The organism is Oscillospiraceae bacterium MB08-C2-2, assembly GCA_035621215.1.
Taxonomy (GTDB): Bacteria; Bacillota; Clostridia; order Oscillospirales; family Ruminococcaceae; genus WRAV01.
Genome location: CP141729.1, coordinates 1579614 through 1594108 on the forward strand (window position 1 = coordinate 1579614; position 14495 = coordinate 1594108).

The window sequence follows — 14495 nt, forward strand, 5'->3', positions numbered from 1 at the left end:
AAAAGTGGATATGCCCTTGTTACACAGCGTAGAATTGTCATTTTACTTCATCAAATCCCAGTGTCTTGGCATAGGCCAAAACGGCCTGAGAAAAGCACTCCAGCGGCGGATTGACCGTTCCTGCACCAATTTGCCCCTGCCCCGCTACCTTGTGTGCGATGCCTGTATTGATGACTGGTGTGATGCCGGTTGCCACGACTTTGCGGCTGTCAATGCCCAGACACGCCCCCTTGAAATTCCAAGTCGGGATGGGAAAGGCTTGGTTGTGGGCAAGGCAGATCTCCTGCATACGGTTGCTGATGGCCAATGCATCCTCAAAGCCGCCAGTACCCACAAACCGGGTAACCGCCGGTGCCGCAATCATGGCCATCCCGCCCACGCCAAAGGTTTCGGTAATAGCAGAATCCCCCATATCCGGGTTGGCCATTTCTTCCTCAAAGCCTGTAAAATACAGCCCTTTGGGCGTGTTGACAGGCCCTGTGAACCACCGGCTGCCCATGCCGCTGATGCGCACGCCGAAATCCTTGCCATTGCGGCTCATAACCGTTACCACCGTGCCGCACTCCACTGTGGCGGCATAATCCATCACCGCTTTGGAGGCGGCCATCATGATGTTAAGAAAAAACTGGTCGGTATCTGCCAGAAATTTGATGACACTGTATTTATCCCCATCGGGAATAGCAAGACCTGTAATCACCGGGGCCATTTCTTTCAGGAACACCAGAGAGGCCGCAATGTTCCGTTGGTGGAATTCATCCCCCATGGCAATGGCACGGCTGACCATGGTGCCAATATTCAGGCCGTTTTCCAGCTTCTGCAACGCCATGTGCAGCACAGGCCCCAGCACATCCCGCATAAAGCGCAGCCGCTGGATAACCGGCTCTGAATAAGCACCAAAGCGCAGCACCTGACCGATCCCCTCGTTCATGGTGCAGTAGGCGCTGTTGCCCCCCGCTGTATTGCGCACATGAAGCACTGGCATATTCGCCGAGGTGATACCACCCATAGGCCCCACAAAGCCTGCATGATGGCAGGGCAGAAAGCGAACTCCACCGCTGCGCAAAAGGCTCCACGCTTCTTCCTCGGTTTCGGCCCAGCCCTCGAACAGCGCCGCCCCCACACAGGAGCCCTGCATGGGATGTGTCATCTCCTCCCATGTCATAGGCGGGCCTGCATGCAGAAGGAGCCGCCCGTGGGAAAATACTTCGGCAGCGGTATGTGCGGGAACCACATCTACTAAGCAGGGGACACTCTGTGTGATCTTATCCAAAACCGCCTGATTCGCCTCCGCAACGGTGCGGTAAGGCCCCTCCGAAAACTCGTAGGCATCCAAAAACTCGATGGCTCGGCGCAGGGTTTTATCCCCCCCGGCAAAGGGCTTCCATTCAAAGTGCACCACATCGGCCCCGGCCGCCTTTAAATCCTTGGCAAAGCCTTTAAGCCCCACATTCACAACACCCGGCTTATGGCGCAGCAGCTCCATCATTACTTCAGAGGGCTGTTCCAAAGGAAGAGCCTGTGGAGCGGGTGTGGAAACAGCCTCTGCATAGTCAGCAGGCTGGCAGCCCGCCAGCCCCAGGGCGGCTTCTGCCGCTTCGGTGTTGCCATACAGCACATGTGCCCCGGCATCTGTGAGCAGCTTTCCCTGCTTCTCAAGCTTTTGGCTATCCTGCTCTGTTCCCAGCAGATTCACCACAAAAGCCACATGGTTTTCCTGTGCCTTTTCCTGCCGAATACGGCGGATTGCCTGTGCCAGTTCAAGAGCTGGCTCTTCGCTTGAGCCTTGCCCCAACACAACATCCAACAGTACGACAGCAGGCTGTTCCAGCGGCAAAACCAGCTCCAGAAGCTTTTCACTCCTTGCGGTAGGGTCCATCATAGGATGGGGCTTGCCTTTGGTATACAGATCGTCCCCCAAATCAAGAATGCGGCAATTTTCCGCATACAGCACATAGCCCTCACGGTTCTGTTTGCCATGGAGCTGCATGCTTTTTTCGGCCAGCCAAGCGGCCTCTTTGGCTAGGGTACCGCCTGAGAAAAGCCCCAAAAGCAGCTGATTACTACCAAGGATAGGCTCACTGTTTTCCTCGCTTACAAGCAAGGGGTTTGCCTGTAAACCGGCAAGAGAAACAGCCGCTCGTGCCAACTGCCGGGTTGTTTGGGTATAGTGAACGCCGCCACAGATTTTTGGCTCCTTTTCTCCAAGGAAAAGCACTACGCAGGGCTTTTTCAGTGAAGCAAGGGCTTTTTCCAGCTCCGCCTTCACCGCCTGTGCCGGGGGCTTGGAGATGATGGCAATGACCTTGGTTTCTTCATCCTGCTCCAGCATACTGATGACCGCCTTCATGGTGATGCCACCCACTGCCTCGTGTAAATCACGACCGCCGGTGCCAATGGCGTGGCTGATGCCGCCGCCAAAGCGTTCAATCATAACCGCCGCTTCTTGAATGCCGGTGCCCGCTGCCCCTGCAATGCCGATGCTCCCCCGCCTGCTGCGGTTGGCAAAAGCAAGCGGAACCCCGCTGAGCACCGAGGTTCCGCAGTCGGCTCCCATAACCAGCAGGCCCTTTGCATGCGCCTCCTCTTTGAGTGCACGCTCCTCCTCTTCCGAGACATTGTCGCTGAACAGCATCACATGCATCCCCAGCTTCAGGGCCTCTCTGGCTTCTTCCGCCGCATATTCACCGGGCACGGAAATCAGGGCCACTTTGCCTGCCGGGTTCAAAGCTTTAACAGCCTCCCAGCTTTTCACCACCGGCAGATTTTCCCCCACAGCCGCCTCCTGCTTACCTTTGCCTGCAAGCGCTTCCCGGACAGCCTCAACAATGGCCTCCGCATTGGCGGCATCCTCTGTATCCACCGCTATGACCATATCGTTGGGCATAGCCTTTGCAAGCTCAGCGCAGTCAAAGCCGCCCCTTTTCATAATTTCCAGATTGGCCGCACTGCCCATCATCACGGTTGCCTTGTTCACACCCGGAAAATGCCCCAGCTTTTTGCTCAGGAGCATAAGCTCCACCGAATCCATGTAGCTGTTTTGCTGAATGATTGTATGTATCATTTATATTCCACCTTCTCGGTTTGCTCAGAAGCTTTTTTGTCACCAATGTAAAACAAGAGCGCACTGACTGCCAACAGCACCGCCGCTATATAAAACCCATAGACCTTGCTGCCCATTTGATCCTGCACATAGCCTGTAATACCCGGTGCAAAAACAGAGCCGCTCATACCAAAGAAATTGAAGATACCAAGGCCGGTGGAGCGCACACAATCCGGTATTTTGCCGGAAACATGGGGAACAATCAGCGGGTCAATAGCCTGCTTACCGCACAGGCCATATAAGGCAAGGCAGAGCAGCAGGAGAAAAACCGATGTGAATTTTGTCAGCAGAAGCAGCATCACCCCGGAGGCCAGCTGCAAAAAGAACATCATCGGCACTCTTTTGTGGCTGAAACGATCCAGCAGCTTCCCCAAAAGCAGCGCCCCCGGTATGGATACCGCCGCCACCACACAGGCATAGATGCTGGCGGTGCTGCCCCTCATGCCTCGCTCTGTTTCCAAAAAAGAGGGCAGCCAGGTTACGATCATGTAGTAACCATAGCAGGTGCTGAAATACAAAAAATAAGCAGCCAGCAGCTTGGGGCTGAAAAAGGTTCGCACACTTACCTTCTGTGCACTTTTCTCCTGCCGCTGTGAGCCTCCATTCCTTTTCAAGCCAAAAACAAACAGCAGCGCTACCAGCAGAACACCTGCCGCTGCCGCAAAAACCATATACCGCCAGTGAATACCCAGCCTTTTTACAAGAATACCCCCGGAAAGGTAACCCGCTATCATACCCACCGCACAGCCGCTGTTAATCAGTGCCGTTGCAAAAAACTTATGCTGTGGGGGAACCCGCTCCCCTGACAGGGAAAATGCGCCGCTGTAATAAGTGCCGGTGCCAATTCCAGCCAACACACTGCCAACAAAGATGGTGTGCAGATTGCTTGCCAGCCCGGTTACCACGATGCCCGCAAAAAACAACAGAAAGCCCGGCACCAGCACAGCCTTTTGGCCAACCCGATCCATTAAAATGCCCCCGGGTATCTGGGCAAGAACATAGGCAAAAAAATACATGCTTGAGATCATCCCGATTTGCAGATTGGAATACTGCCCGATGGCGGCCTGTATTTCATCATAAACCGGGGTGAGCATGGTGCGGTAAATCCAAATCATTACCCAGCCCAGACACAGCAGAGCGACAACCGCTTTCCAATCGTTTTTTTCGTTTGTTTTCATGGGGTTATTCTCCTTTGGAACATACGCAAAGGCACTTGCACAGCCATTCTCTTGCAAACGCTTGCTATTTATGCTTTAATGAAACAGAATCAGCCAGATCAATTATTTGTAAGCAAGCGGGGGGAATCCTATGCCAACCGATATTCAATGGCTTTTGCACCACAGCGGACTCAAAAACCTGACCCTGATGACCTGCCCGGATTGTGTGGATACACCTATAGGCAGTGTCAACATCATGGATAATCCGGAAGTGATTCAGTGGATGAAGCCAAATGAGCTGGTGCTCACCACCGGTTATGTTTTTGCGGATAACCAAAGCTTGCAGGCAGACACTCTGCGGGATTTAAAGGCCGTGAACTGCGCCGCTCTCTGCATCAAAACCAAGCGTTTTCTGGAGGTTGTGCCGGAAAATATGCTCAGGCTTTCCGAAGAGCTGGGGCTTCCCATTATTGAGCTTCCACTGAACTACAGCTTCTCCGATGTATCCAAGCTGGTGAACGACCAGCTTTATCAGGAGCAGTTTCAGGATATTTTTAAAGAACAGGTTTTTTACAATTGCCTGTTCAGCGCTTGCTTTGAAAAAAAGCACACCCGGGAAATTCTGGATATTTTCTCCGACTATCTGGGAAAATCGGTTTTTCTCATGAACGAACAATATCAGTGCGAGTGGTTTTCCCTCTTGGAACAGGATTTCAGCCTGTTTGAGCAAAGTGAAACATTGGAAATTTCCTGTGATGCGCTCCCTTCACGGCCGGGTACCGCAAGTGACCTGGAAAGCTACCCCACTTTCCCCTTTAAGCTCAACGATATCGTTCGCAGTGCCGTGGTTCTGCCTTTTCCGGACAATCGCTATTCCCTGTGCATTCTGGCCGATGAGAACGACCCGCTGCCTATGGATACCCTGCGCCATGCTTTGAAAATCATTACCTTTTCCAGTGTGAGCCTGCCGAAATCTTCGGGGGATTTTCACCGGTATTACGATCCTTTTTTTCAGTTCCTCTTAAACGGCTCCAACGACAACGAGCTGGAGGATACCCTCCTGTGCAATCACTATGGCTTTTCATACACCAAGCCCCGCATCTGCCTGCTGCTCTCCCCCCGCAGTGCCGGCGCCGGATCGATCAGCCAGAAAACAGTGGTGTCGGTTACATCTGCGCTGAAAAGCGCTGCCTGCAAATCGGACTCCTATTTTATTGCATGGAATCAAAACTGCATCTGCATTTATCTGTTTGGAGCAAAAGAGACTCTTGGCACTTTTGCACTGCAAACAGCGGATGCTCTGCTCAAGGAAACCGCCGGCCTCTTTTACATCGGCATCAGCCGAACCGGGCAAAAGCTTCAGGAAATCCCGGCCTCTTATCGGGAAGCCTCCTTTATGCTGCTGCTCTCGGCCAAGCTGCCAAACACCACCGTTTTATATTTTGGGGATTACCTGATCTTTTGGCTGCTCTACCAGCTGCCTAAGGAAGAGCAACAGCGTATCTATGAGGATACGGTAAAGCCCATAGCCGATTACGACCAAGCAGCCAACTCCCAACTGATGCTGACACTGCAAACCTATTTTGAATGCAACTACAACTCCACACTGACAGCAAATAAGCTCTACATTCACCGCAACACTTTTTTAAAGCGCATGGCAAAAATCAAAGAGCTGATCTGCGTTTCGTTGGAGGATGCTCATAATCTGGCCTCCATTTACAGCGGCCTGTGCATCTACATCATGAATCAGTAGCCTGCAAAATGGCTTTATTGCTTTTGGGCGGCGTATACCGCCAAGGCGGCGGCCACTGCTTCTCCTGCCGGGATTTTGCAGCCATTTTGGAGCAGCACGGCTTCCAGCGCACCCAAAAGAAGCAGAATATTGCGTTTCTGGCTGGAATAGCCCATATTGCCGATACGCAGGATTTTCCCATCCAAGGGGCCGAAGGAAGTGGCAATTTCGATGCCGAAATCCTGCAAAAGCTGCCCACGGATAGCCGGGCCGCTTGCGCCTTGGGGAATGACAATGGCTGTAACCACCGGCATTTTATGCTGAACATTGCCAAAAATATCCAGCCCCATGGCGGTCAGCCCAGCGCTGAGAGCCTCATCGTTGCGCTTGTGGCGAGCCAAACGCGCCTCCAGCCCTTCGGTCACAATACAGCGCAGTGCTTCGTGAACGGCATACTGCATGCTGGTGGCCTCGGTATGGTGGTTGAGGTGGCGGGGCCCCCAATAATCCTGCAACTGAGCCAAATCCAGATAATTGCTGGGAATAGGCGCAAGCTTGGCGGCTGTATCCGCCTCGGTGCGAATTCCCTTTTCCACCTGTTTGCGCTGGGCGATGATTTTTTCAATGGCGGCATTGTATGTAACCAGTGCCGAACCGGAGGGTGCAGAAATGCATTTTTGTGTACCGGCAACGCACCCGTCTATCTGCCACTGATCCACCTTCACCTCGGCTCCACCAAGGGTTGCAACAACATCCACCAGCAGCAAGGCGCCATAACGCTTGCAGATTTGCCCGATTTCCTCCAATGGCTGCATCATGGAGGTAGAGGTTTCGCCATGGATGATGGCAACCGCTTTGTAGCTGTGTTTTTTAAGTGCCTCTTCAACTTCCTCGGGGGTGAACACCGTGCCCCATTCCCGCTCCAGCAGGGTAATATCGGCGCCGCACCGCTCCAAAATTTCGGCCAGCAGGTAGCCGAACCGGCCGAATGCGGGAATCAGCACCTTATCGCCCGGGCAGATTGCCGCTGTCAGAACTGTTTCCAGACCGCCTCTGGAAGTGGAATCCACCAAAAAGGTCTGGGGATTGCTGGTTTGAAAAACAAGGCGCTCCATTTCCTGTGTTTCTGCCATAAGCGCCAAAAATTCAGGATCAAACTGCCCCAGAATGTGAGCGGACATGGCTCTGAGCACTCTGGGATCGGTTTCCACCGGCCCCGGTGTCATCAAAGTGCGGGGCGAAGGATTAATTTCTTGAAATAACATATGACTACTTCCTTTCTGCTGTATTGCGGGGTCACAGTGCCCATTGAAATGGGGGGTAGCCTGCAACTCTGAAATATCTATCTATACTAATAAACGATATATCCTTTTACCCGTTTGCGCAACGTATGAACCGCCTATTTTTTTGCAATCAAAAGTAGGCGATATGCACACTTTGGTGCAACAAAAGAAAATGAGAAAAGCTCCGGAGTGTTTTGCCGTTTCAGCAAAGCATTCCAGAGCTTTTTTGTGTGTCGGTAATCCTGTTCAGATGCAAGGAAAGGCCCATCAAAAAACAAAGGTCATAACAATCTTTTTACCTACTGAAGGGTTTATTACCCTGCAAAACACCGCCGGAATAATAAGGCTCTGCAAAAGCGCAATATTCATCCTTGTCTATTTGTGTATTTCAAATCAATCCAGCGATTCTCTACATTGTGGTTCAACAATACCTAAAGTATGGCGCAAAATCTCTTCCAACACCATACGGTCATGAAATCCATAGTCCAATACCAAATCCCCCACACCGCCCACTACGATCTGAATGGTGCGCTTAGGGTGCTTTAGTCTTACTTTGCCCTGATGAATACCCCGCTGGATAATCTGCAAAAGAATCTCGCTTGTAACGGAGCCTACCTTTTTGCGAAAACGATGATTGAATAACTCGAGAATATGTTTGGAATTCTTGCCCTGAAACTTGCGCCGCAATTCTTCGTAAGCGATGTAATAAATCCCGATAAATTCTTCAAACTGCCGCGAAAAATCCACTGTTTCCTGAGCGGCAAGTTCTTTGAGCTGCTGCTCAAATCCAGTAATGTTTTTATCAATGACCGCTTCAATCACTTCATCTTTGGATTTAAAATAATAATAAAACAGCCCTTGTGCCACACCCATTTCTTTTACAATGCGGCTAACAGAGGTATCGGAAATACCGTATTCCAAAAACATTTTTTCTGCAACGGTAATAAATTCTTCCTTCCGCTCATCCAATGCCTTGCTGATACGCACGAAGAACCCTCCCACCAAAAATTTTCAGAATGCGCAGATGCCTGCATCCCTCTTTATCCATGCTCACACATGCCGGAATGATGAAAGCCATCCCAGATAGGATCTAATTTTTTGCTGCATATATTCTGAAGCAGCAATCCCAAGCAACAAAACAGCACAAAGTACCCGCCAAGTGCAAAGATATCCTGTTGCAGCGCACCGTAATTCACACCAAACATGGCCTCCCGCATTGCGTTAACAGAGAATGTAAAGGGAATAACGGTATGTATAGCCTGAAAAAAGCCCGGTGTAACCTGTATGGGAAAGGTGCCTCCCGATCCGCCAATTTGAATCACCAACAAAACAATGGCCAGACCTTTTCCAATATAAGAAAATAAGGATACCAGTGTATAAATAATGGTTCCGAATACTATGCTAGCAAAAATGCACAACATTGTAAACAGCAGGGGTTGATCCATAGACACCCGAAGCAGAAAAATATTGCCCAATGCCACCAAAAGTCCCTGCAAGCTCCCCAGCAAAATAAACTCTAAATATTTGCCCATATATTGATGCCGAGGAGGAAGCCCCGGCACATTATTGCTTTTAGTGGAAAGCACTGCACACAAAATAGTAGCGCCAATCCACAAGCAAAGTGTTGTATAAAACGGTGTTAATGAAGCGCCATAGTTTTCAGAGGGAAACAGCTCATTGGTGTTAACCTCTACCGGTTCAGAGAAAAAGTCGCCTTCCACTTCCGGTGGATTGTTCATCATATCCACCAAACGATCAAGGCCAATTTCCTCGTCAATATCATCCAGCTCATTCGAAAGATTTTCTACCTTTTCCGCAGCATCTGGCCAGCGGTCTTTTATCTTTTGCAGATCTTCTGTGGCCCAGCTCCCCTTTTCTTCGGCAAAATCCAGCAGCTTATCAAGGTTTTTAGTGGATCTCTGCAAATAATCCAATGACCATGAAAGATCGGAGGCAAGCTGTGCCGAATCATCAATATAACTCACCACAGTATCGGTGCGCTGGTCATAATCCTCCAAAATAACACCGTTAAGCTGTTTTACGCTATCAAGGGTATTATCCAGACTGCGTTTCGTACGGTTCAGCTTATCGTTATCGGGCAGGCTGGTGACAGAATCCAGCAAGGTTTTAGTGCTACCCAACATTTTACCGAATTTGGACAAAGCCGTTGACAGCGCAGAGGAGCTTTGTTTGTCTATATCACTGATTTGGCTCATAATCTCGGTAAAAGCATTGTTGATGGCCTTAATATCTTTTGCCACACTCAAAGCATTGCCTTTTACATCATCAAGACTTCCGCCTGACTGCAAATCCTGTAAGCTGGCGCCTGTGGCCTGCATATCGGCTGCCAGTTGTGTTGAGAGTGCTTCCAGCCCTATAAAAAGCTCTGTGCTTTTTTGGTAATAAGCATCCAATGTGCCCTGCAGCTTTTCCAGCTGGCGAATGGCCGATTCGGGAACCTTTTCATTATCAGGAGAGCTTTTAGCTGCAGCGATAGCAAACTGCACAGCATTATCCAGCTCCTGATGCAGGGCAATGACCTTGGTTTTAAGGTTTTCCATTTCTACCGCAGCGGCCTGCACTTTGGCAGCTTTTGTGCTAAACTCTGCGGCAAATGTGCTTACAGAGGCCATATCACCTGTTTGGGCAAAAGTTGCACAGAGCGCTGCCATCTCACCCATAGGCTTTGTCATTTCTGTTACTTGCTTAGAGATTTCGACAGCTGCACCTTTGCCAAAGCCGGATTGTATCTGTGTAAGATCCTTCAGGCTGTTTTGCAGATCATTTAAAGGGGAACTAATCTGACTGCCGGCGGATGCAATATCATCCCCAACGTCATCCAGCTCATCCAGCAGATTGCTGGTGTTGCGGCTGAGAGTGGTAATATTATTGACCAGCTCCTCTTCCGCTTTGCGCAAGTCTTTTATTCGCTGGCTCACCTTGGGCAAATCATTGCTGACATTGTTTGCAAAGTCGGAAGACCGGTTCAAGGTTTCACGCAGCTGGTTTAAATCCTGCTGCTTTTGTTCGATTCCGGTTATATATTCGTTGATATCATCCTGCAAAATATCCAAGCGGTCATTTACTACGGGCATGTGGTCGTTAAGCGCATGCAGGGCAAGCTGCACCCGCTTCAGGTCAATGGTGTTGCCCTCGCTGTCGGTTACAGCTTCCCCTAGCTTTGTGAACACCTTTTCTACTGCGGTTTCAACCACCGACTGGGTAATCTCATTTTTAATGGCATTTACACCTGCATCGGTCATTTTAGGCGCAATGGCGTTCAGCTTATAATTGACAAAGTATTGCAGCTCCGGTTTTTGTGGCTGCTCATCAACCAAAGTACAGAGCTTTTCTGAAAAATCAGCGGGAATAATAATAGAGGCATAGATATTTCCATTCTCGGTATCCTTGATCGCATCCGCACGATTCTCATAAAATACCCAGTTGAACTTATCATTGTCTTCCAGATTTTCTATCACGGTTTTGCCGGCTGTAACTTTGGTGGAAAAAATTTTGGAGCCTGAATCTTCGTTAACCACGCCAATTTTTATATTCCCTGTATTGCCATAAGGATCCCAAGATGCTTTGATATTGACCCATGCATAGAGGGACGGTAAGATGACCAGCGCACACAATAAAAAGATCGTGATGCCGCTATGAAAAGTTTTTTTCCAGTCCGCCCGGAGAATCTTCAGGATGTTTGAAACCATTGTGCCCAATCCCTTTCTCTTTGGAGATGATGATGATTAATTGAAACAACAGCTCTAATTTTATCACTGACTGACTATAAGTCAATACTGAATTTCCACTGTTTTTGGTTATTCCACTCCTATTTCTACATAACAACTAAAACTGACTGATTGTCAAAAGATATTTTTGCAAAGTCTCCTGAATTTTGCAATGAAAGAAAGTCTGCTTCTTTGCAATCATGCAAGAACGAGGCTCGAATTATTCGTGCAGGCAGGTTTATCGATTCAAGCCTATCCCTTGGTAATCAGCACAACCTGCAACTTCATAAACAAAGCGACCCTTGAGCCACTGTTGCAGCCCAAGGATCGCTTTGTCTATTTTTGGTTCCTTTTTATTGTGAAAAGGCTTACTTGTTTACAACGTTCACCGGGGTGCCTGCGAGAAACTGGTTCAGATTATCCACAGCAATATCCATCAAGCGGGAACGGGACTCTTTAGGTGCCCAAGAAATATGGGGGGTAATAATGCAGTTAGGCTGTGCAAGCAAAACATTATCTGCCTGAATTGGCTCAGATGAAACAACATCCAGACCGGCGGCATACACCTTGCCGCCCTCAAGAGCAGCTGCCAGATCTGCTTCCACAATCAAAGGGCCTCGGGAATTGTTGAGGATAATTACACCATCTTTCATTTGGGCGATGCTCTTTCTATTAATCATTCCTTCTGTGCTTGGGAACAGCGGGCAATGCAGAGAAATCACATCCGATTGTGCATAAAGCTCATCAAGAGAAACGTATTCTGCAATTGCACGCCCTGTATCGTTGGGATATTCATCATAGGCCAGCACTTTCATGCCCATTGCTTTGGCAATCTGTCCGGTGCACTGCCCGATTCTGCCAAAGCCGATGATTCCCATTGTCTTGCCGGCAAGCTCAATCAACGGATAATCCCAGAAACAGAAGTCAGGGCTTGCTGTCCAGCGGCCCTTCTTGACAGCGGCGTTGTGGTGCCCAATGTGGTGGCATATCTCCAGCAGCAGCGCAATGGCAAACTGTCCCACAGCGGCAGTGCCATAAGTGGGAATGTTGGTCACTGCAATACCATGCTCTTTTGCCGCAGCAGTATCCACAACGTTATAGCCGGTTGCCAAAACACCAATGTATTTAATATTGGGTGCACTGCTGATCACCTTGGCGGAAAGGGGTGTCTTATTGGTGATCACGATTTCTGCATCACCGATTCGAGAAAGTATTTCCGCCTCATCCGAAAGAGGAGTACGGTCATAAACCGTCAGTTCACCAAGCTTTTCGAAGCCTTCCCAGCTTAAATCGCCGGGGTTTTCTGTATATCCATCCAGAATTACAATCTTCATACTTTTCCTCCCGTTTTTATGGGATACGATGTGATTACACCGTGTGAATTCCATTCCTTACAGCCCTTCAAGGCTGCAACAGTTTTGCCTATTGTATCGGCCGCATTCGTCTTCGAGCAACGACCATGCACGGTTGATTACCCGCTTGGTGGCGGCCAGAATAATATCACCGTCTTCATCTTTCCAAGGCTTCACTTCTATAGAGAGCACATAGGGATTTTGTGCATTAAAGAAGCCTTCTTCCTTAAGCACACGGAAGAAATCCAGCAGTTCGGGGGTATCGTTGGCACTGTTGGGATATCCAAAACGGGGGTGCTGGTCGCCATACGCTTCGCAATCGGGTTTGACCACTGCATTGCCAATATGGAAATGGGTAATGTATGGGCGCAGCGTGCGAATCACGAACTGAGACTTCTCATAGGTGGTTGGAAAATGCGAAAGATCCACCATCAGGCCAAAGTTGTTATGTGTGGTGCGCATATCCGCTGCAAACTGTGCCGCATAAGGCGCTGGGCCAATGAGCACTGCCTTATCCATATCGAAATCGAATACTTCCAGCTCAACAATCATGCCCTTGGTCTTGGCATAATCACAGACAGCCCGCGTGGTTTTCAGCAGCTGGGCATATGCCTGATCCTTGCTTTCCGGCTTCCACTTGCCAGCAAGAAAGGCGATACCTTTGGCACCAAGGTATTCGGCTTCGTCCACCGCTTCAATCAACGTGGCCTCTGCCTTAGCTCGACCCTCTTCATCCAAATCATTGGGGTTCAGCCCGGTGCCAAGCAGCCGAGGCTGTGCACCATAGCAAACCTTTAAGTGTGACTGCTCCAGCAGCTTTTTGGTGGCTTCACGGGTAGCATCGTCCTTGATTTGTGTGATTTCTACCGCATCAAAAAAGTCATCACAAGCAATGGTTTTAAGGGAATCCAGCAAGCTATAGTTTGCCGGCGGATGGCTCATCCACTGAATTGTGCCAACCTGAAAATACTTATGTATTGAATCTTTCATTGTATACTCTTCCTTTCTGAAAAGGGTTGAAAGTACTTTCTTATATCATAAAAGCGAAGCGTTATGATATAATTGGCCATCGCCGTCAGGCGGGCCATTAAAATGAGGTATAATAACCGCTTTGCGGTTATTATATCATGACCAAAGTCTTCATAACATCATTGGGGTGCTGATCAATAAACTTAAATGCATCGTCGAATTCTTCAAAGGGATAACGCTGGGTAACAAAATCTTGGACTTTGACGCTGCCCGCGGCCAAAAAGCGGATAGCATCTGCAAAATCTTCTCGGACATACATCATGTGCCCAACAAGAGAGACCTCCCGGCGTTGAATGGTGGGCATTTCGAACTCAACAGGTGCCTTATAGTTGCCCGTAATGATAATTTGCGAGTTGTTCCGGCTGGCCTCCAACGCCGCCATAAAGGAACCCTTGGTGGCTGCACAGTCAATAATAACATCTGCCTTTTGTGCATGGAAAGTATCTTCAATTGCCTTTTTCAGCCCAATTTCCTTTGTATTGATGCAGTGCTCAATCCCGCAGGCTTTCGCATATTCCAGCTTTTGATCCAAAATATCGGTAATCAGAACTTTTGCTGCACCCAGGGCCTGTGCGGCTTGTGCAGTCAGGTTCCCAATGGTTCCCGCTCCAATAACCGCAACGCTTGCTCCCTTATAGTTTGACCGCTTAACAGAGCCAATTCCCACGGCCAGCGGCTCAACCAAGGTAATCAGATCGAAATCCATGTTATCCGGGCATAAGTGCAGATAGCTCTCTTCCACCGCCACATATTCTGCTGCAAATCCATCTGCATGAACGCCTTTCACTCTCAGATTTTCGCAGACATTAAAACGGCCGGTCTCGCAAGGATAGCATTTATGACACACGATCTGAGGCTCTACAGTGACACGCTGACCCACCCGAAACTGGGAAACAGCGGAGCCCACCTTTTCAATAACCGCCGCCACCTCGTGGCCGGGGATCACCGGATAGGTCATATATTTATGCAGGCCATGGTACATCTGAATATCCGAGCCGCATATACCGATGCTTACAACTTTTAGAAGCACTTCATTGGCTTGGATAGACGGCATTTCGGCATCCTGAAATTCAATGGCATAAGGGCCTGTAAAAATTGCTTTTTTCATAATGAA

At 49.3% G+C, this 14495-nt stretch carries 9 protein-coding genes; 1 reads left to right on the forward strand and 8 read right to left on the reverse strand.

Translation table 11 applies throughout. The features are described from left to right. Positions 1-37: 37 nt before the first annotated feature. Both fdrA and U6B65_06995 read right to left on the reverse strand, forming a co-directional pair. On the reverse strand, positions 38-3061 hold the full coding sequence (gene fdrA / locus U6B65_06990; GenBank protein ID WRS28865.1) for an acyl-CoA synthetase FdrA: 3024 nt from the start codon (positions 3059-3061) through the stop codon (positions 38-40). After that, complete coding sequence (locus U6B65_06995; protein ID WRS28866.1) at positions 3058-4278, reverse strand: MFS transporter; 1221 nt, start codon at positions 4276-4278, stop codon at positions 3058-3060. The genes fdrA and U6B65_06995 overlap by 4 nt, the downstream gene beginning before the upstream one ends. 130 nt (positions 4279-4408) lie before the next feature. Here U6B65_06995 and U6B65_07000 point away from each other — a divergent pair, with 130 nt between their 5' ends. Beyond that, positions 4409-6010: a PucR family transcriptional regulator ligand-binding domain-containing protein gene (locus U6B65_07000; GenBank protein WRS28867.1), complete on the forward strand. Its 1602-nt coding sequence runs from the start codon at positions 4409-4411 to the stop codon at positions 6008-6010. A 14-nt stretch (positions 6011-6024) separates the two neighbouring features. Here U6B65_07000 and U6B65_07005 read toward each other — a convergent pair whose 3' ends face one another. From U6B65_07005 to U6B65_07030, 6 genes are all read right to left on the reverse strand, one after another. Next, a complete protein-coding gene (locus U6B65_07005) occupies positions 6025-7254 on the reverse strand; it encodes an alanine--glyoxylate aminotransferase family protein (GenBank protein WRS28868.1) in 1230 nt (409 codons plus the stop codon). Between the two features lie 411 nt (positions 7255-7665). Next, a complete protein-coding gene (locus U6B65_07010; GenBank protein ID WRS28869.1) occupies positions 7666-8259 on the reverse strand; it encodes a TetR/AcrR family transcriptional regulator in 594 nt (197 codons plus the stop codon). A 53-nt stretch (positions 8260-8312) separates the two neighbouring features. After that, positions 8313-10982: a YhgE/Pip domain-containing protein gene (locus tag U6B65_07015; GenBank protein WRS28870.1), complete on the reverse strand. Its 2670-nt coding sequence runs from the start codon at positions 10980-10982 to the stop codon at positions 8313-8315. A gap of 386 nt (positions 10983-11368) precedes the next feature. Then, the gene (locus U6B65_07020) at positions 11369-12334 is read right to left on the reverse strand and encodes a D-2-hydroxyacid dehydrogenase (GenBank protein WRS28871.1); all 966 of its coding nucleotides are present in this window, start codon (positions 12332-12334) and stop codon (positions 11369-11371) included. A gap of 57 nt (positions 12335-12391) precedes the next feature. Further along, positions 12392-13342: a sugar phosphate isomerase/epimerase gene (locus U6B65_07025; protein ID WRS28872.1), complete on the reverse strand. Its 951-nt coding sequence runs from the start codon at positions 13340-13342 to the stop codon at positions 12392-12394. A 130-nt stretch (positions 13343-13472) separates the two neighbouring features. Further along, positions 13473-14489 carry an alcohol dehydrogenase catalytic domain-containing protein gene (locus U6B65_07030; GenBank protein ID WRS28873.1) on the reverse strand — a complete coding sequence of 339 codons (1017 nt, stop codon included), beginning with the start codon at positions 14487-14489 and terminating at the stop codon, positions 13473-13475. Positions 14490-14495: the final 6 nt, after the last annotated feature.